Here is an 18557-nt window from a genome sequence, read left to right as displayed (position 1 = left end):
CGCACATACGCACATACGCAGCTATTCTGTCTGTTCGGGAACCGCCCCTCACTCCCATCGCCGCATTAGCCAGCCCCAAGCCCGTAAGGGCAGACATCACTCAGGTTTGATACCAGCAACGGCCGCTACGTCACGAAACAAAGCAATATCACGCGCCACAATCTGATCCAGCGACTCAGCCGATCCAGGGGCGATCACAAAGCCCAGTTCCTCCAGAGGAGCAGCAAACTCGCGGGAACCAAGTACAGCCGTAATATCGCGATTCAGCACAGCGACGACCTCATCGGGCGTGGCACGTGGCACAAAGATGCCCTGCCAACTTTCGATCACGAAATCAGATACACCCAACTCATGAAAAGTGGGAACATCCGGCAAAACCTTCGAACGCTCCAGCGACGTCACCGCCAGAGGAATGAGCTCACGCTTCTGAATGTTCTGGGTTGTCCCAGAGATATCAATAAGCGCCGCATCTACATGCCCGCCTAATATGTCCAAAACAGCCGGCGCCCCTCCCGCGTAAGGGATGTTATTGGTTTGCGTACCCAAACGCTGATTAAGCATCTCGACAGCCAGATGATAGATACTGCCATAGCCAATCGGCAGCGCGGCGGATACTTCGCCAGGTCGCTGTTTAAGCAGCGTCACGTACTCATCAAAATGGCTGACACCCAAGCCTGGGCGAACTACCAACACCTGCGAATTAACAATGGTACGAGTTACGCCACGAACATCGGTCGGGCTATAAGGTAGTTTGCGGCCAAGGGCAGCATTGATCGCGAGCTGGTCACCACTGGACAACAACGTGTGGCCGGTCGGTGCCGCGCGAACGACCCGGTTGACACCAAGACTGGTGTGCGCGCCGGGCACATTGTCCACAATCACTGTTTGTTGCCACAATTCGGCAAGGCTTTGCGCCAGCATTCGCGCAATGCGATCGGCGTTGCCACCCGGATTCACCGGAACAACAATGCGCACGGGCCCCGAAGGGAAGTCATCGAGCTGCTGCGTGTGTGCCGACGCCGTAATAAATGCAGCACCTAGTGAGGAAACAGCACCTCCAAGCCGGGCAAGCATACCCGCACCCATAGCATTCAAGATCATGCGACGATTCAAGCCTGCCTCCGGTATCTCCACACTGCCCTATTGACTGGGCGACATTGTCTTGCGGTGCTTGCAAATCACGATCGTAGTCTAGAGAAGCCCCGCCCACGGATCAAGCAGACCTTTCCCGTGTCATTGATCAAGGCCCTGCCAGGGATGTTCGTACAGTCAGGGAAACTGGCCCAACGAACCTCATGTGAAACAAAAAAGGACGCTTTTAAGCGTCCTTTTTTACTGCCATCACAAGGTTTTTAAATAAACCTTGCAAGGCCTGTACGTCCATCCCTGCACAATCAATCCACCGGCAAACGCATCACCGCCTGTGCCCATTTATGGGCCACTTCGGGCGAGGAGAAACACGAAGCCTTATCTGCCACCACACGCACCGCGCGTTCCAGCAACTGGATGTCGGCCTCGTGCTGACGTGCGACGTGCGGGTCCTCGAAGAAGATCACACGCTGGCAACGGTTTTCCAGTACCAGCTCGGCAATTTGCGCATCGCCGCCCAAAGGACCGCTTAGATAAGACTGAATCCAGGGGGTTTCCTTGGGCCAGCCTTTGGACCAAGCCAGCTCGTTCAACAAGCGACTGGTCGTCCCTGTTCCCACGCGTTGGCCAAAACGGGACAGCAGGTCGAAATGCTTGTCAGCGAACTCAACCATCTTGTCCTTGAGTGCATCGTGCGCGATCAAGGCCAGAGTTTGGTTGGGGAAGTCAAAAATACGTTTGCAGCTGGAGTCGGGCCACAGGCCACGACTGACTCGCTCCACTTCAATCCATTCAATCGCCCCCATCAGGGTCGAAATAAAAGGACGACCATGCGTAATGCACTGACGCTTGAGCGCCAATGCTTCCGGGAAAATGGAAGATGGGTCTACCGGGTCAATCAGATAAATGGCGCCATCAAAAGGCGGAGTGCCATCCGGGCTTTGTGTGACCCGGGCAACCAGCTTCATCAAGCCGCCATCACGACCATAAGGATAGCGAACCAGGCCGCCATAGCCTTCCAGCAGGCCCGAACGCTCGATGGCATTACAGGTACGACCCACCGTATAAAGCTCAACTTCCAACTCGCGAATACCGCTGGCTGAGCGCCGCAACCACTGAAACAAAGCCGCATCTGCCGAATCATGGTGCAACTGATTGGCCGCCAAACCGAAACGTAATGACATGAGTTCCTACACGGTAAACGATTCGCCACACCCGCAGGAGGCTTTCTCGTTTGGATTGATGAATTTAAAACCTTCATTGAGGCCATCGCGGCCATAATCCAGACGCGTGCCATCAATAAAGGGCAGGCTCTTGGGATCAACAAACAGTTTAACGCCGTGCTCTTCAAACAGTTGATCGCCTTGAACCGGCTCATCAACAAAATCCAGCTTGTAGGCCAGACCCGAGCAACCGGTCAGACGTACACCTAAACGTAGCCCCAAACCGCCCCCGCGTTTTTTCAAATGACGCTGGATATGTTCTGCGGCGGGCTGAGTAAGAGAAATAGACATAATCTTTTCCTTTCTATAAACCTGAAGGGGATTCAGCCTTCAGGCTTGGACAACTAAAACGCGCCTTTGTTCTGTACCGAGGCAACGGCAGCCTGAACCGCCTCCTGGACCAACAAAGCACAATGCACTTTGACCGGTGGCAATTCCAATGCTTGCTGCACATCCGTGGACGAGAACTGGGCCGCTTGCTCCAGACTGCGATCTTGCAGCCATTGCGCCGCAAATGAAGCAGCTGCGATGGTACAGCCACAGCCATAAGCCTTGAAACAGCTCTCCTGAATCTGACCCTGCTCCGATACTTTGAGCTGGATACGAATCAAGGCCCCGGTTTGGTAGCTTCCTGCCTCCCCCGTGCCTACGTCAGCATCACTGCTGTTCATGACACCCACATGACGCGGGCGCAGAAAATGCTCCATGACAGCGTCACTATATCTCATTGCGTGAACGGCTCCGAAGCGGACTCGCTCCATAAAGGAGAGATGGCCCGCAATTGTTCAACCACACGACCGATGGCGGCAATCGTGTCATCAATGTCCTGCTCGGTCGTGAAACGGCCCAGACTCAAACGCAAGGAACTGTGTGCCAACTGATCGCTACGACCCAGGGCCGTCAATACATAAGACGGCTCCAAACTGGCCGACGTACAGGCCGAGCCACTGGACACGGCCAAATCAGTCAGGGCCATCATCAGGGCTTCACCCTCGATGTGATCCACACTGATGTTCAGGTTATGTGGCACACGCTCATCGAAGGTGCCGTTCAGGTACAAATCTGGGATCTGCTGCAAACCAGCCCACAGCCGATCACGCAGCGCGGTGATGCGCTGATTGTCTGTATCCATTTCCTGGGCGGCCAACTCAAACGCACGTCCCATGCCCACGATCTGATGTGTGGCCAAGGTGCCGGAACGAAAGCCGCGCTCGTGACCTCCACCATGAATCTGCGCTTTCAGACGCACCGCCGGTTTACGGCGGATATACAAGGCACCTATCCCTTTGGGACCGTAGGTCTTGTGGGCCGACATGGACATCAAATCCACCGGCCATTCCTGCAGATTGATCGCCACCTTGCCGGTAGCCTGGGCGGCGTCCACATGGAACAGCACCTTGTGCTCACGGCAAATTGCACCCAAAGCCTGCACATCCTGAATCACACCAATTTCGTTATTCACCAGCATGACCGAGGCCAGGATGGTATCGGGACGAATGGCTTGTTCAAACGCCTGCGGATCAATCAGACCACTGGGCAGGACATCCAGAAAGGTGACTTCAAACCCTTCGTCCTGCAAGGCCAGACAGGTGTCGAGCACGGCCTTGTGCTCCGTACGGACGGTAATAATATGGCGGCCCTTGGACTGATAAAACTGTGCGGCACCCTTCAAGGCCAGATTGATGGCTTCGGTCGCACCGGAAGTCCAGACGATTTCTCGCGGCTCTGCCCCGACCAGGGAGGCAACCTGACGACGCGCCTGATCCACGGCTTCTTCCGCATCCCATCCATAAGGATGGCTGCTGGAGGCGGGATTGCCAAATCGTTCCGTCAACCAGGGAATCATGCTGTCGGCCACACGCGGGTCTACCGGTGTGGTGGCGGCATAATCCATATAAATACGCTGAGCGCGACTCATACAAAACTCCGGAGTCAGTAGCGGCGACTGCCCGCTATAAAGTACATTCTTCTGGCTGACCGGCTTCCTGAGCGGCCAACTTGAGCTGACGCAGACGCTGCTGATCAACCAAGTCCTGTAGCGAGACAGAGTCCAGATAATCGACCATTTTACGACTAAGCGTCGCCCAAAGCTCGTGAGTCATGCACTCGCCTTTCTGCCCATTTGTGCCCTGCTTGCAATTACCCTTGCCACCACACTGGGTAGCATCAACGGGCTCATCGACCGCAAACACAATGTCAGCAACGGTGATGTGGCGGGCCAGACGCGCAAGCGTATAGCCACCACCCGGACCCCGCACACTATCGACCAGTTCATGGCGGCGCAACTTGCCAAATAACTGTTCAAGATAGGAGAGCGAGATACCCTGTCGCTGGCTGATGCCTGCGAGCGTCACCGGTCCACTTTGCTGGCGCAGCGCAAGATCGATCATCGCGGTTACGGCGAAACGCCCTTTTGTCGTCAAACGCATGATAGTTTCCTTGCCAAAGGCGAAAGCGGCCGGATTGCCAAGGGCAAATCCGACCAATTTGGTCCAGTATAGCAAATACAGGGGAAACTACCGTGCTTGAGCGTGTGTTTTTACACTTATACTGCAGTGTTATTTTAGTCGCTCAGGCAGCACGGTAATTGGGTACGCGCTTGCGAACCAACTCGAATACGCCCTGGCAGGCATCCTCAATATAGTCCATGACCTTATTGAAGCCATCCTGGCCACCATAATAAGGATCAGGCACGGTAGCCGCTTCGTAATCAGTGGCAAAACGCATCAGCAACATGAGCTTGTGACGGTACATGGGAGGACACATTTGCTGCAAGGCAGCGTGATTTTCCCAGTCCATGCTCAAGATAAGGTCGAAGTTGCGAAAGTCCTCGCGCTGGACCTGTCGGGCCTGATAGGTAGAGATGTCATAACCGCGTTTACGAGCGGCTATCTGTGCGCGTGTGTCAGGATGCTCGCCAACATGAAAGCCATGCGTGGCGGCTGAGTCCACCAAAATAGCCTCCGACAAACTGGCTTGGTCAACCAGTTGGCGCAAGACACCTTCGGCGCTGGGGGAGCGGCAAATATTCCCTGTACAGACAAACAGAACCTTACTCATAATGCGTCAAAGTCTGCGGGAAAACCCCAAATAAGGCAAGACGGAGCAAGGGCCTAAAACAGATCCCCGATACGGCCTTGGAAACAGCAAACCCGGATCGTTTGGGGGCTGCAAATAAGAACAGTACGCCGGTGCTTGAAGTTTGGAATAAACCAAAGGCGCGGCACCCTTTGCTTAGCGGATACTGCGCCTTCACGAGATGAGATAAATCAAGCAATACACCTGAGCGATGAAAGCCGGTAGCGGAACCGTGCTTTTACTGTCTTTTCGTCCAAGCCTAGTTGCGAATACACAACAGCAACAAGCAAAGATGAAAAAGCTCCACGTTCCCAGGAAGGGGTTAAGCCTGATACCGACACACACACGCCCCATCTGGTCCAAGCGAAGGTTTGCGCTCCTGCCCAAGGCACACTGCAAGGGGCAAGCCCTTGCCTGATGCCATTAGGCCAAGGGCCGTCACGCCATCAGCAACTTGGCCTTGAGCCTTTGCAACTTGTCGCGCGCAGCCGCAGCTTGTTCGAACTCCAGGTTACGGGCGTGATCCATCATCTCTTTTTCCAGACGCTTGATCTCACGTGCTGCCGCCTTCTCGTCGCGAATCAAGGCTTCTGGCACGTCCTCGCGCAAGCTGGCGGTAGGATCCGAAGCCACAACGCCGTCAATCAATTCGCGTACCGCCTTGTTCACGCCGCGCGGCGTAATGCCATGCTCTTCGTTAAAGGCGATCTGCTTGGCACGACGACGCTCGGTTTCCTCGATAGCGCGACGCATGGAGTCTGTCATTCTGTCGGCATACAAAATGGCCTTACCGTTCAGATTACGCGCTGCCCGACCTATGGTTTGAATCAGGCTGCGCTCGGAGCGCAGGAAGCCTTCCTTGTCCGCATCGAGAATGGCCACCAAAGACACTTCAGGCAAGTCCAGGCCCTCGCGCAACAAGTTGATCCCGACCAGCACATCGAATACGCCCAAGCGCAAATCACGGATAATCTCGGCCCGTTCCACGGTATCAATGTCCGAATGCAAGTAACGCACCCGGATGCCATTCTCGGACAAGTAATCCGTCAAGTCTTCGGACATACGCTTGGTAAGCGTTGTCACCAGCACACGATCTTGCTGCGCCGTACGCAACTTGATTTCACCCAGCAAATCATCGACTTGGGTGGTGGCAGGACGAACTTCAATTTCGGGATCCACCAGGCCGGTAGGCCGCACCACTTGCTCGACCACGTTGTCGGCATGTTCTTGCTCGTAAGCAGCCGGTGTGGCCGACACGAACACGGTTTGCGGCATGCGACGCTCGAACTCTTCCAGCTTCAAGGGCCGGTTATCCATGGCCGACGGCAGGCGGAAACCGAATTGCACCAGCGTTTCTTTACGCGAGCGGTCACCACGGTACATCGCTCCCAACTGCCCGATCGTGACGTGGCTTTCATCAATAAACATCAGGGAGTTACGCGGCAGGTAATCAATCAGCGTTGGTGGCGGATCGCCGGGCGCCGCCCCTGACAAGTGGCGGGAGTAGTTCTCGATGCCTTTGCAAAAACCCAGCTCCTGCAGCATTTCCAGATCAAAACGGGTGCGCTGCTCCAGGCGTTGGGCCTCGACCAAATGCCCTTCCCGCGTCAGAAATTCCAGACGCTCACGCAGTTCCAGCTTGATGGTTTCAATTGCCCGCAACACCGTTTCACGGGGGGTCACATAGTGCGAACTGGGGAACACAGTAAAACGGTTCAGCTTCTGCACCACTTTGCCAGTTAGCGGATCAAACAGTTCCAGCTCTTCCAGTTCGTCATCAAACAGACTGACCCGCAAGGCCAACTCGGCATTTTCCGCCGGGAAAATATCGACCACTTCGCCACGGGCCCGAAACACACCACGCTGGAAGTCCAGGTCGTTGCGCTCGTACTGCATGGCAACCAGCCGGGCCAGCAGCTCCTGCCGAGCGATTCGGTCGCCCTTGCGTAGCGTCAGCACCATCGCATGGTAGTCGCCAGGATTACCAATACCGTAGATGCAAGAGACCGTGCCCACAATAATGGTGTCCGGTCGCTCCAACAGGCTTTTGGTGGCCGACAAACGCATCTGCTCGATGTGTTCATTGATGGACGAGTCTTTTTCAATAAACAGATCGCGCGATGGCACATAGGCCTCGGGCTGGTAGTAATCGTAATAAGAGACGAAGTATTCCACGGCATTGCGTGGGAAGAACTCGCGCATCTCTGCGTACAGTTGCGCGGCCAGGGTTTTATTGGGTGCCAGAACAATGGCCGGACGCCCTGTCCGAGCAATAATATTCGCCATGGTATAGGTCTTGCCCGAGCCCGTTACCCCCAACAGGGTCTGGTACATCAAGCCGTCATCAATCCCCTCGACCAACTGCTCAATTGCCGCTGGCTGGTCACCAGCAGGCAAATAAGGTTGGAAAAGCTTGAAGGAACTCCCTGGAAACTCTTGAAAGGCAGGCTCAAATTTCATGCTAGACACACTTTAGGGTAAGCCCGTATTATCACATTAATGCTTTGTTTTTCTACCTTTCTGCGCTAACGCCCCCATATCATCATGACATCGCTCTTCGAAACCGTCGAACTGGCTCCACGCGACCCTATTTTGGGTTTGAATGAACAATACAATGCCGACGAACGCAACGGCAAAGTTAATTTGGGAGTCGGTGTTTATTACGACGATCAAGGGCGTATCCCGATTTTGCAGGCTGTTCAACAAGCTGAAGACGCCTTGATGAGCAAGGCCGCTGCACGCAGCTACCTGCCTATCGAAGGTATCAATACCTACAACCTGGGTGCTCAAACCCTGTTGCTAGGCGCCGACTCCCCCGTTATTGCCGAAGGCCGTGCCTTGACGGTGCAATCCCTGGGCGGTACCGGCGCACTGAAAATCGGTGCTGACTTTCTGCACCAACTGCTGCCACAGTCCGAGGTTTACATCAGCGATCCAAGCTGGGAAAACCACCGTGCTCTGTTCGAGCGCGCCGGCTTCAAGGTCAACACCTACGCGTACTACGATGCCACCACTCATGGCCTGAACTTTGAGGGCATGATCGCTTCGTTGCGTGCCATGCCTGCCCAGTCCATCGTGGTCTTGCACGCGTGCTGCCACAACCCCACCGGCGTGGACCCCAGCATGGAACAATGGGCCCAGATCGCCGAACTGATCAAAGAGCGTCAACTGGTTCCTTTCCTGGACATCGCCTATCAAGGCTTTGGTGCCGGTCTGGAGGAAGACGCCAGCGTGGTACGCCTGTTTGCCAAGCTGGGCCTGTCCATGTTCATCAGCTCTTCTTTCTCCAAATCCTTCTCGCTATACGGCGAACGCGTCGGCGCCCTGACACTGGTCACGTCCAGCAAGGACGAAACGTCCCGCGTGCTGAGCCAGGTCAAGCGCGTGATTCGCACCAACTATTCCAACCCGCCAACACACGGCGGCAAGGTTGTAGCCACTGTCCTGAGCTCACCCGAGCTGTTCCAGACTTGGGCTACCGAACTGGCTGGCATGCGTGATCGCATCCGTGACATGCGTGCACAACTGGTTGCCAAGCTGAAAGAACATGGTGCCACCCAGAACTTTGACTTCGTACTGCAACAGCGCGGTATGTTCTCCTACTCCGGCCTGACGGCCGAGCAAGTAGAACGCCTGCGCCAGGAACACGGCATTTACGCCGTCAGCAGTGGCCGTATCTGCGTTGCTGCGCTCAACAGCCAGAACATTGATGTCGTGGCCAAAGCCATCGCTCAAGTCCTGAAATAAGCTGGCCGTCCTTACCGCCTCCAACGCCCTTCTTCGGAAGGGCGTTGTCGTTCCGGACCTTGGAGTACCCCATGACAGACGCTATTTCCCTGCACACCGAACGCCTGATCCTGCGCCCCTGGAAACCGACCGACCTCGAGCCCTTTTACCGATTAAATAGCGACCCCCACGCGCTGCGCTTTTATCCGGCCACCCTGGACCGCGAACAAAGCGATGCTATCGCCCACCGCAGCCAAAGCCTGATCGAAGAACATGGCTGGGGGCCCTGGGCTGTGGAGCTGAAGGAAAAAGGGGCCTTCATCGGTATGGTCGGCTTGAACCGCCCAACTGCTGAGCTCTACTTTCAGCCTTGCGTAGAACTGCTCTGGCGTCTTCTGCCTGAATACTGGGGCAAAGGCTACGCCACCGAAGCCGCCCGAGCCTGCATGGATTTTGCCTTTAACGAACTGGACCTGGAGCAAATTGTGGCGTACACCGCTCAGTTGAACCGGCCTTCGCAAACCGTCATGCAACGCCTGGGCATGACAAAACAAGCCGGCACCTTTGCTCATCCTGGCGTACCTGTGGGCCACCAGCTTGTCCCTCACGTGCTGTACACGCAGGATCGCAAAGACTGGTCTCCATCTGCCTGAACAGACCTCGAAGGGTCGAAAATTAAGCCTTTAAGGTCCCCAAAGCTTGCAAAAACGGCAACTGTAACGCACAATCTTTACTGTATATATATTCAGCAGACAATACTATGACCGCCAAGCTCACTGCACGCCAGCAACAAGTGCTGGACATTATCCGTTCTGAAATCGAACGGACGGGTTTCCCCCCCACTCGCGCAGAAATTGCTCAAGTGCTGGGTTTCAAATCCGCCAATGCGGCCGAAGATCATTTGAAAGCTCTGGCCCGCAAAGGCGCGATCGAGCTAACCGCCGGTGCCTCGCGCGGCATACGCCTGCTTGGCACGGATACACGCGACCATGCTGCGCCCAATAGCAGCCCATTGGCCAATCTGACTGACGCCCTCTTACTGCCCATTATTGGCCGCGTTGCTGCCGGTAGCCCTATTCTGGCTACTGAGCATATCGAGCGCGAAATTGGTGTTGCCCCTACCCTGTTCACCCAAACGCCTGATTACCTGCTACGTGTGCGCGGCCTGAGCATGAAAGACGCCGGAATTTTTGACGGCGATCTGCTGGCCGTCAAAAAAGCTAGCGAAGCGCGTAATGGGCAGATCGTGGTGGTCCGCATTGGTGATGATGTCACCGTCAAGCGCCTGTCGCGCTCCAGCAATCAGGTCATCCTTTTACCTGAGAACGCGGACTTTGAACCCATCATCGTTACCGACCCGGACTCTCTGTCCCTGGAAGGTATTGCTGTAGGCCTGATTCGTACCAGCCCGCTGCATTAAACCTTGTCTCTCTAGGCTATCAGGCCTGTTTTATGAGCTTGGTGCACCTGATAAGAGAAAAACCCCATATACCGTTTGGTGCATGGGGTTTTTTTACTGGTCAAAGTGCATGCCGCTATACAAGTTTGAGCAGATTAACGGCGACAAGCGCTTTGACTATGGCCATCACGGTATGTCTGCAGTTGCAGTCATGGCTGCAATCGTGGGGGCAGCCATACCTGGCCCCCCCACATGCCTACATGCCTACATGCCTACATGCCTACAGCAAGAGTTGAGCAGCCGTAAACCTCTCGCGCAAGCTTGCGACCCTCACCTTCCTCATATCATTGCCCAAAGATCTGGCTCCCACTGCTGTCAACATGGCTAACCTCAAAGCCACGATCAGTCTGACCAAAATGCAAACAGGCTACCTTGGGTTCAAGGTAGCCTGTTTCACTGCTTGCTTACTACTGCTGATGCTTAGTGCTTGAAGGACTCCGAGCCCGTGCCTGCGGCACGAGTGGCGGCCAAAGCCTCAGCAGCCAGGCGAGCCACCTCTTCGTCGCTCAGAGGCGTGACGGCGTCTTGCAGGGCCACTTCTAATACACGATCAATCCAACGCACTGGAATGATCTCCAGCGTGTTCTTCACGTTATCTGGAATGTCGGCCAAGTCTTTGACGTTTTCCTCCGGAATCATCACCGTTTTGATGCCACCGCGCTGCGCTGCCAACAGCTTCTCTTTCAAGCCGCCAATAGGCAAAACTTCGCCGCGCAAGGTGATTTCACCCGTCATGGCCACATCAGAGCGAACCGGAATACCCGTCAGACTGGACACAATAGCCGTGGTGATGGCGATACCAGCCGATGGACCATCCTTGGGCGTAGCGCCTTCAGGAAAGTGCACATGCAGGTCGCGCTTCTCGAACACCGTGTTGGGGATGCCCCATTTCTGGGCACGCGAACGCACCACTGTGCGGGCCGCCTCAACGGACTCTTTCATCACATCGCCAATCGAACCGGTGCGTAACACATTGCCTTTACCGGGCATATCGGCCACTTCAATGGTCAGCAGATCGCCACCCACCTCGGTCCATGCCAGGCCGGTCACCTGTCCAATCTTGTTCTCCTTCTCGGCCAGGCCGAAGGAGTAGCGACGCACACCCAGGTACTCGTTCAGGTTCTCCGAATTGACCACCAGAGTTTCCTGTGTCAGGGCCTTGTTACGGGCAGCACGCGTACCAGCCTGTGGATTGGCCACCAGCAGCTTGCGAACCACCTTGCGGCAGATCTTGCTGATTTCACGCTCCAGCGAGCGTACACCCGCCTCACGCGTGTAGTAACGCACGATGTCGCGTACAGCATCTTCGGTGACTTCCAGCTCACCAGCACGCACACCGTTGTTCTTCATCAGCTTGGGCAAGAGGTAATCAAAAGCAATGCGTACTTTTTCGTCTTCGGTGTAGCCAGACAAACGAATCACTTCCATACGATCGAGCAAGGCCGGTGGAATATTCAGGGTGTTACTGGTTGCCACGAACATCACGTCGGACAAGTCGTAGTCCACTTCCAGGTAGTGATCCTGGAAAGTGTGGTTTTGTTCAGGGTCCAGAACTTCCAGCAATGCCGAGGAAGGATCGCCACGGAAATCCGCGCCCATCTTATCGATCTCGTCCAGCAAGAACAGCGGATTACGTACACCCACCTTGCTCATGTTCTGAACAACCTTGCCGGGCATAGAGCCAATATAGGTACGACGGTGACCACGGATCTCGGCCTCGTCACGTACGCCACCCAAAGCCATGCGAATGAACTTGCGGTTCGTTGCCTTGGCAATGGACTGACCCAGCGAAGTTTTACCCACGCCTGGAGGGCCAACCAAACACAGGATCGGAGCCTTCAATTTGTCCACACGTTGCTGAACTGCCAGGTACTCAACAATCCGCTCTTTAACTTTTTCCAGACCAAAATGGTCCGCATCCAATACTTCCTGTGCATTGCTCAAGGAATTATTGATACGGCTCTTTTTGCGCCAAGGCAGACCAACCAGCGTTTCAATGTAGTTGCGCACCACCGTGGCTTCAGCTGACATGGGCGACATCAGCTTGAGCTTCTTCATTTCAGCTTCAGCTTTCTTGAGCGCCTCTTTGCTTAGCTGAGCCTGCTCGATGCGTTTTTCCAGTTCCTCGACATCGGCACCATCCTCGCCTTCGCCCAACTCTTTCTGAATCGCCTTGACCTGCTCGTTCAGGTAGTAGTCGCGCTGGCTCTTTTCCATCTGCTTTTTCACACGGCCGCGAATGCGTTTTTCGACCTGCAAAATGTCGATTTCACCTTCCAATTGCGACAGCAAGCCTTCCAGACGCTCCATGGCCTTGGGCGTTTCCAGCATGCCCTGCTTTTGCTCCAGCTTCAACGGCAAGTGAGCAGCAATGGTATCGGCCAGCCGGCCAGCGTCATCGATCCCGGTCAGGGAAGTCAGAATTTCCTGAGGGATCTTTTTATTCAGTTTGACGTACTGTTCGAACTGACCCAGCACAGCGCGGCGCAAGGCTTCGGTTTCAGCCGCATCACCGGCATCGCCAGGCACTTCAACCACCGAGGCCATAAAGTGGGTGTCAGCATCCTGAACCTGAGTGATACGAGCGCGTTGCAAGCCCTCTACCAGCACTTTTACGGTGCCATCAGGCAACTTGAGCATTTGCAAAATACTGGCCGCACACGCAATTTCGTAGAGATCCTCAGGAGCGGGATCGTCCTTGCCTGCGGACTTTTGCGCCACCAACATAATGTTATTGCCGGACTCCATCGCCAGCTCAAGGGCTTTTATCGAGCGAGGCCGACCAACAAAAAGCGGAATCACCATGTGAGGGAACACCACTACATCGCGCAAGGGAAGCAGCGGCAGCTCAATAGGTTCCGTAGAAAGAATCTGGCTCGCAGACATAGTCATTTCCTATAAATGTCCTTAGACGCAAAAGGGAAGCCTGGGCTTCCCTTTCACGGTTTAACCTGTTGTAGCTCAGATTGTGGCGAATTTTGATATTTCAAGTAGGCCGTACGAACATTAGAACAGAACTTCACAGAGTTAAAGAGAGACAAATTTTTATGTCTGGTGGCCATCATGAACACCCACTCTTTTCTCTTTACCTTCGCCTGTCGCCCGGTCTTGCCTGTGCCCTTCCGGTCAGAGCCAGACAGAGCACAAACAAGGAGATATCTCTAAGCTACTGCGTTCTTCAAGGGCGACTCAGTGTCACTGGCTTCACTATCTGACAAAGTGCGACCCAAAATCAATTCGGGTTTACTCTTTCCGGCAACGGCGTCCTCGGTCAGCACCACTTTGCTGACATCCTTGCGCGACGGCAACTCGTACATCGTGTCTAGCAGCGCTTGCTCGACAATGCTGCGCAAGCCGCGGGCGCCTGTACGACGTTTGATGGCACGCTGGGCCACAGCACGTAGCGCGGCAGGTTGAACTTCCAGCTCCACACCTTCCATGCTCAGCAGTTTCTGGAACTGCTTGACCAAGGCATTGCGTGGCTCGGTCAAAATGCGGATCAAGGCATCTTCGTGCAACTCTTCCAGTGTGGCGACCACAGGCAATCGTCCTACCAGCTCAGGAATCAGACCGAATTTGATCAGATCCTCGGGCTCGGCCTCTGCAAACAGCTCACCTACGCCACGCTCGGATTTGGCTTTCACCGAAGCGGAAAAACCGATGCCGGATTTTTCTGTACGGTCACGAATCACCTTTTCCAGGCCATCAAAGGCGCCGCCTACGATAAACAGGATATTGGTGGTGTCGACCTGTACAAAGTCCTGGTTCGGGTGTTTGCGACCACCTTGTGGAGGCACCGAAGCCACGGTACCCTCGATCAGCTTGAGCAGTGCCTGTTGCACGCCCTCACCCGATACGTCGCGGGTGATCGACGGGTTATCCGACTTGCGGGAAATCTTGTCGATTTCATCGATATAAATAATGGCACGCTGCGCTTTTTCCACATCGTAATCGCAGTTTTGCAGCAGCTTCTGAACGATGTTCTCGACATCCTCACCCACGTAACCGGCTTCGGTCAGGGTGGTCGCATCGGCCATCACAAAAGGCACATCCAGCATGCGGGCCAGCGTTTGAGCCAACAGCGTTTTGCCCGAACCGGTAGGCCCGATCAGCAAAATATTACTTTTGGACAGTTCCACATCGTCACGGCCTGCCTTGCCGCCACGAATCCGTTTGTAGTGGTTATATACCGCTACGGCCAAGGTGCGCTTGGGCGTCTCCTGGCCAATGACATAACCGTCCAGAAACTCTTTGATTTCCTGGGGGGTGGGCAATTCTTTACGTTCACCATCAGGAGTGGCGCCCGCAGCTTCGTCACGAATGATATCGGTACACAGATCAATACATTCGTCGCAGATGAACACCGACGAAGGTCCAGCGATCAGTTTCTTGACCTCATGCTGGCTTTTATTGCAAAACGAGCAATGCAGAACTTTCTCGTCGGCCGATTTCTTTTCGGACATAAATTTAAATTTCACTTCAGGATGGTAAAAGGACGGGAACAAGTCCCGCCCCCGAACAGCCATAGTACTGCTTCAGATCGATCCCTGTTGGGACGGATGATTATTCGTCACGCGTATTCATCACCTTGTCGATCAGGCCATAGGCCACAGCGTCTTCAGCTGCCATGAAGTTATCACGCTCGGTATCGAGCTCGATACGCTCGACAGGCTGGCCGCAGTTCTCGGCCAGAATCTTGTTCAAGCGTTCACGCAGACTCAGGATTTCCTTGGCCTGAATCTGGATATCGGAAGCCTGACCACGCGCACCGCCCGAAGGCTGATGAATCATGATGCGCGAGTTAGGCAAGGCAAGGCGCTTGCCCTTGACGCCCGAAGACAACAAGAAAGCACCCATGCTGGCAGCCATGCCGGTACACAATGTCGAGACTTCCGGCTTGACGAACTGCATCGTGTCGTAGATGGCCAGGCCTGCGTAGACCGAACCACCGGGCGAATTGATGTAGAGCGAAATATCTTTCTCGGGATTTTCCGACTCCAAAAACAGTAGCTGGGCCACAATCAGGTTGGCCGAGTTGTCATGAACCGGGCCCACCAGAAAGATGATGCGCTCGCGCAGCAGACGGGAGTAGATGTCGTAAGACCGCTCTCCACGACCAGACTGCTCAATCACGATGGGCACGTAGCCCAGACCCGTAGGGGCAACGGACTGCCCCCCATGCATTGAAGCGTAGAAGTCGACAAAGGTTGACGACATTAGTTGGTTCCCATGATTTGGTCGAACGCCACCTCCTCGTCGGACACCTTGGCCTGGGACAGTACGTGCTCGACGACGTTGTCTTCGAGTACCACTGCCTCAATCTCGGCGCGACGCTGGCGATCGGACAAGTAGTAGGCCACCACTTGGGCGGGCTGTTCATAGTTCTGGGCAAACTCTTCGATGCGGGTACGAACCTGCTCGGGCTTGGCTTGCAGTTCAGCAGCCTTGACCAGCTCGGAGACCAGCAGACCCAGACGCACACGGCGTGTGGATTCTTCCTGGAAAGCCTCGGCAGGGATAGGCATCTTGTCTGCGTCGGGCACGCCACGGTCTTTCAGTTCAGCACGAGCCGAAGCGATACGGCCTTGGACATCGTTGTCTACCAGAGCCTTGGGCACCTCAAATTCGCTGGCGGACAACAAAGCATCCATCACGGCGGATTTATTGCGAGCATGCACACGAGCCTTGATTTCGCGCTCGATGTTGGCACGGATGTCTGCCAGCAAAGCGGCTACATCACCTTCGGCCTGACCCAGGGACTTGGCAAATTCAGCATCCAGCTCGGGCAGAACGGGCTGGGCCACGTCTGTCACGGTGATCTTGAATTCAGCGGTTTTGCCAGCCACTTCCTTGCCGGTGTAATCGGCCGGAAATTCCAGGGGGAATGTTTTGGTTTCGCCTGCTTTCATGCCGGCAACGGCAGTTTCAAACTCGGGCAGCATGCGGCCACGACCTTGCAGGTATTGGAAACCTTCAGCGCTACCACCTTCGAAAGGAACGCCGTCAATGGTGCCCACAAAGTCCAGAGTGATGCGATCATCTTCCTGGGCTTCGCGATCAGCGCTGGACTCGTAGTTGGCGCGTTGCTTGCGCAACACGTCTACGGTGCGCTGGATGTCTTCGTCGGTCACAGGCGTATTGGCACGCTTGATTTCCAGCTTGGACAGATCGGGCAAGGCCACTTCCGGATAAACTTCGAAGGTCGCGGTAAAGGCCATCGTGCCTTCAGCAGGCTCGCCTTCTTTGGCTTCCAGATTAGGAGTGCCGGCTACGCGCAATTTGGAGTCCTGGATCACTTTGTCCAGGGCTTTGCCGATTTCTTCGTTGATGGCGTCGTAACGAATACCAGGGCCGTGGCTGCGCTCGACAACGGACAAAGGCGCTTTACCGGGACGGAAGCCCTGTACCTTGGCCGTGCGAGCCACACGCTTGAGCTGGGCCTGGACTTGTTTTTCTACGTCGGCCACCGAAACGACCACATCGACTCGGCGCTCCAAGCCGGACAGAATTTCAACCTCGGGCTGCATTGAAGACCTATATTAAATTGAGTAATTGATAAGAGTAATCCGGCATTTTACCGGAAACTGGCACGGTAAATCCAAACAAACGTATTTTGAATCATAATTTCCTGTCAAGACAATACAGCCGTGCCGGACTATGATCCCTTACTTTACCTTCCCTACGCAAGACTGATATGCACATGACTACCCCTTTGGGCGGCATCCGGGTCCTGGAACTGGGCCAATTGATCGCCGGCCCCTTTGCTGCCAAGATCCTGGGCGAATTTGGCGCGGACGTGATCAAGGTCGAATCCCCTAAAGGCGGCGACCCCTTGCGTAAATGGCGTTTGCTGCATGACGGTAACTCGGTCTGGTGGGAGGTGCAATCACGTAACAAAAAATCGCTGGCCTTGGACCTGCGCCAAGCGCAGTGCCAGGACGTGATCCGGGCATTGGTAAAAGAGTGTGACATACTGATCGAAAATTTCCGTCCCGGTGCCCTGGAAGAATGGGGGTTGGGTTGGGAAGCCCTGAAAGCCATCAACCCAGGCTTGATCATGCTGCGCGTGTCGGGCTACGGCCAGACAGGCCCTTACAAGGACAAACCTGGTTTTGGCGTGATTGGCGAAGCCATGGGTGGTTTGCGTCACCTTAGCGGTGAAGCCGGACGCCCACCGGTACGGGTTGGCGTCTCCATTGGAGACTCTCTGGCGGCCTTGCACGGTGTCATCGGCATCATGATGGCCCTGCGCCAACGCGAGCAAAACCAGGGTGTAGGTCAATATATTGACGTGGCCCTGTATGAATCCGTTTTCAACATGATGGAGAGCCTGCTGCCGGAATACTCGGCTTTTGGCGCAATACGAGAACCTGCCGGCAGCAGCCTGCCCGGTATCACCCCCAGCAATGCCTATGTCTGCAAAGACGGCAAATATGCCCTGATTGCCGGTAATGGTGACAGCATTTTCAAGCGTTTGATGAACGCCATTGGCCGCGCCGATATGGCAGAAAATCCCGACTATGCTCACAACGATGGTCGCGCACGGCATGCAGGCGTGATTGATGCCGCTATCGGTCACTGGGCCAGCGCCCTGGAGCTGGACAAGGTACTGGAGATTCTTGACCAGGCCGGCGTTCCGGCAGGCCGCGTGTATGACATCGCCGATATTGCGACCGACCCCCACTACCAGGCCCGCGACATGCTGCTTGACAGTAATTTGCCGGATGGCACACCGCTTAAAGTGCCGGGCATTGTTCCCAAGCTTAGTGACACTCCCGGCGGTATTTACCGCCTTGCTCCCCATCTGGGCCAGGACACCGAAGAAATCCTGAATCAACTGGGCATCAGCGCCGAGCAACAGGCCGACTGGCAAGCACGTGGGCTGATCGCAAAAAGCCCAAAACGTCAATAAAACAAAGCGGTACAAAAACGTTTGAGGGCCACATCAAGATGGCCCCTAATCAATTTGCTTCCCCATAAGG

The 18557-nt window shown here is 55.1% G+C and carries 16 protein-coding genes; 4 read left to right on the top strand and 12 right to left on the bottom strand.

Going from position 1 to position 18557, the window contains the following annotated elements:
* Positions 1-96: 96 nt before the first annotated feature.
* The 8 genes from AB7E06_RS10660 to uvrB form a co-directional block, all read right to left on the bottom strand.
* Positions 97-1113: a Bug family tripartite tricarboxylate transporter substrate binding protein gene (locus tag AB7E06_RS10660; protein WP_427956879.1), complete on the bottom strand. Its 1017-nt coding sequence runs from the start codon at positions 1111-1113 to the stop codon at positions 97-99.
* A 281-nt stretch (positions 1114-1394) separates the two neighbouring features.
* Positions 1395-2273 carry a methylglyoxal synthase gene (locus AB7E06_RS10655; RefSeq protein WP_042479804.1) on the bottom strand — a complete coding sequence of 293 codons (879 nt, stop codon included), beginning with the start codon at positions 2271-2273 and terminating at the stop codon, positions 1395-1397.
* A gap of 6 nt (positions 2274-2279) precedes the next feature.
* Positions 2280-2603, bottom strand: coding sequence for a HesB/IscA family protein (locus AB7E06_RS10650; protein WP_094196429.1), 324 nt, complete (start codon positions 2601-2603; stop codon positions 2280-2282).
* Between the two features lie 53 nt (positions 2604-2656).
* Positions 2657-3040, bottom strand: a complete 384-nt coding sequence (locus AB7E06_RS10645; RefSeq protein WP_094196428.1) for an iron-sulfur cluster assembly scaffold protein — start codon at positions 3038-3040, stop codon at positions 2657-2659.
* Positions 3037-4230 (bottom strand): IscS subfamily cysteine desulfurase, encoded by a 1194-nt coding sequence (locus AB7E06_RS10640; protein ID WP_346548755.1) that lies wholly within the window; start codon positions 4228-4230, stop codon positions 3037-3039. Before AB7E06_RS10640 ends, AB7E06_RS10645 begins: the two co-directional genes overlap by 4 nt.
* Positions 4231-4264: 34 nt before the next feature.
* On the bottom strand, positions 4265-4741 hold the full coding sequence (gene iscR, locus AB7E06_RS10635; RefSeq protein WP_021446710.1) for a Fe-S cluster assembly transcriptional regulator IscR: 477 nt from the start codon (positions 4739-4741) through the stop codon (positions 4265-4267).
* 142 nt (positions 4742-4883) lie between these two features.
* On the bottom strand, positions 4884-5375 hold the full coding sequence (locus AB7E06_RS10630; protein ID WP_162988252.1) for a low molecular weight protein-tyrosine-phosphatase: 492 nt from the start codon (positions 5373-5375) through the stop codon (positions 4884-4886).
* 453 nt (positions 5376-5828) lie between these two features.
* Entirely contained in the window at positions 5829-7850 is a 2022-nt protein-coding gene (gene uvrB / locus AB7E06_RS10625) for an excinuclease ABC subunit UvrB (RefSeq protein WP_094196425.1), read from the bottom strand.
* A gap of 84 nt (positions 7851-7934) precedes the next feature.
* Here uvrB and AB7E06_RS10620 point away from each other — a divergent pair, with 84 nt between their 5' ends.
* The 3 genes from AB7E06_RS10620 to lexA all read left to right on the top strand — a co-directional run bounded on the left by AB7E06_RS10620 (position 7935) and on the right by lexA (position 10536).
* Positions 7935-9137 (top strand): aromatic amino acid transaminase, encoded by a 1203-nt coding sequence (locus tag AB7E06_RS10620; protein WP_094196424.1) that lies wholly within the window; start codon positions 7935-7937, stop codon positions 9135-9137.
* A 71-nt stretch (positions 9138-9208) separates the two neighbouring features.
* Positions 9209-9769 carry a GNAT family N-acetyltransferase gene (locus AB7E06_RS10615; RefSeq protein ID WP_094196423.1) on the top strand — a complete coding sequence of 187 codons (561 nt, stop codon included), beginning with the start codon at positions 9209-9211 and terminating at the stop codon, positions 9767-9769.
* Between the two features lie 107 nt (positions 9770-9876).
* On the top strand, positions 9877-10536 hold the full coding sequence (lexA, locus tag AB7E06_RS10610; protein WP_108727327.1) for a transcriptional repressor LexA: 660 nt from the start codon (positions 9877-9879) through the stop codon (positions 10534-10536).
* A 459-nt stretch (positions 10537-10995) separates the two neighbouring features.
* Here lexA and lon read toward each other — a convergent pair whose 3' ends face one another.
* The 4 genes from lon to tig all read right to left on the bottom strand — a co-directional run bounded on the left by lon (position 10996) and on the right by tig (position 17102).
* Positions 10996-13461, bottom strand: a complete 2466-nt coding sequence (gene lon, locus AB7E06_RS10605; RefSeq protein WP_094196421.1) for an endopeptidase La — start codon at positions 13459-13461, stop codon at positions 10996-10998.
* A 275-nt stretch (positions 13462-13736) separates the two neighbouring features.
* A complete protein-coding gene (clpX, locus tag AB7E06_RS10600; protein WP_094198325.1) occupies positions 13737-15038 on the bottom strand; it encodes an ATP-dependent Clp protease ATP-binding subunit ClpX in 1302 nt (433 codons plus the stop codon).
* 100 nt (positions 15039-15138) lie between these two features.
* Positions 15139-15792 carry an ATP-dependent Clp endopeptidase proteolytic subunit ClpP gene (clpP, locus tag AB7E06_RS10595; protein WP_021446711.1) on the bottom strand — a complete coding sequence of 218 codons (654 nt, stop codon included), beginning with the start codon at positions 15790-15792 and terminating at the stop codon, positions 15139-15141.
* Entirely contained in the window at positions 15792-17102 is a 1311-nt protein-coding gene (gene tig, locus AB7E06_RS10590) for a trigger factor (RefSeq protein WP_094196420.1), read from the bottom strand. The genes clpP and tig overlap by 1 nt, the downstream gene beginning before the upstream one ends.
* A gap of 173 nt (positions 17103-17275) precedes the next feature.
* Between tig and AB7E06_RS10585 the strand changes: the two genes are divergently transcribed.
* Positions 17276-18487, top strand: a complete 1212-nt coding sequence (locus AB7E06_RS10585; protein WP_427956866.1) for a CaiB/BaiF CoA transferase family protein — start codon at positions 17276-17278, stop codon at positions 18485-18487.
* Positions 18488-18557 lie beyond the last annotated feature (70 nt).

Origin of the sequence: Alcaligenes sp., from assembly GCF_050255915.1 — a bacterium.
Lineage (GTDB): Bacteria > Pseudomonadota > Gammaproteobacteria > Burkholderiales > Burkholderiaceae_B > Alcaligenes > Alcaligenes aquatilis.
The sequence above is the reverse complement of the archived record's forward strand: the minus strand, read 5'-3'. Positions and strand labels throughout refer to the sequence as shown.

What these genes read in the sequence shown, in the direction of transcription:
- AB7E06_RS10645 (WP_094196428.1), bottom strand. Translation starts at nt 3,040, where the DNA reads ATGAGATATAGTGACGCTGTCATGGAGCATTTTCTGCGCCCGCGTCAT.
- iscR (WP_021446710.1), bottom strand. Translation starts at nt 4,741, where the DNA reads ATGCGTTTGACGACAAAAGGGCGTTTCGCCGTAACCGCGATGATCGAT.
- AB7E06_RS10650 (WP_094196429.1), bottom strand. Translation starts at nt 2,603, where the DNA reads ATGTCTATTTCTCTTACTCAGCCCGCCGCAGAACATATCCAGCGTCAT.
- clpP (WP_021446711.1), bottom strand. Translation starts at nt 15,792, where the DNA reads ATGTCGTCAACCTTTGTCGACTTCTACGCTTCAATGCATGGGGGGCAG.
- AB7E06_RS10655 (WP_042479804.1), bottom strand. Translation starts at nt 2,273, where the DNA reads ATGTCATTACGTTTCGGTTTGGCGGCCAATCAGTTGCACCATGATTCG.
- AB7E06_RS10585 (WP_427956866.1), top strand. Translation starts at nt 17,276, where the DNA reads ATGACTACCCCTTTGGGCGGCATCCGGGTCCTGGAACTGGGCCAATTG.
- uvrB (WP_094196425.1), bottom strand. Translation starts at nt 7,850, where the DNA reads ATGAAATTTGAGCCTGCCTTTCAAGAGTTTCCAGGGAGTTCCTTCAAG.
- AB7E06_RS10620 (WP_094196424.1), top strand. Translation starts at nt 7,935, where the DNA reads ATGACATCGCTCTTCGAAACCGTCGAACTGGCTCCACGCGACCCTATT.
- clpX (WP_094198325.1), bottom strand. Translation starts at nt 15,038, where the DNA reads ATGTCCGAAAAGAAATCGGCCGACGAGAAAGTTCTGCATTGCTCGTTT.
- tig (WP_094196420.1), bottom strand. Translation starts at nt 17,102, where the DNA reads ATGCAGCCCGAGGTTGAAATTCTGTCCGGCTTGGAGCGCCGAGTCGAT.
- lon (WP_094196421.1), bottom strand. Translation starts at nt 13,461, where the DNA reads ATGTCTGCGAGCCAGATTCTTTCTACGGAACCTATTGAGCTGCCGCTG.
- AB7E06_RS10640 (WP_346548755.1), bottom strand. Translation starts at nt 4,230, where the DNA reads ATGAGTCGCGCTCAGCGTATTTATATGGATTATGCCGCCACCACACCG.
- lexA (WP_108727327.1), top strand. Translation starts at nt 9,877, where the DNA reads ATGACCGCCAAGCTCACTGCACGCCAGCAACAAGTGCTGGACATTATC.
- AB7E06_RS10615 (WP_094196423.1), top strand. Translation starts at nt 9,209, where the DNA reads ATGACAGACGCTATTTCCCTGCACACCGAACGCCTGATCCTGCGCCCC.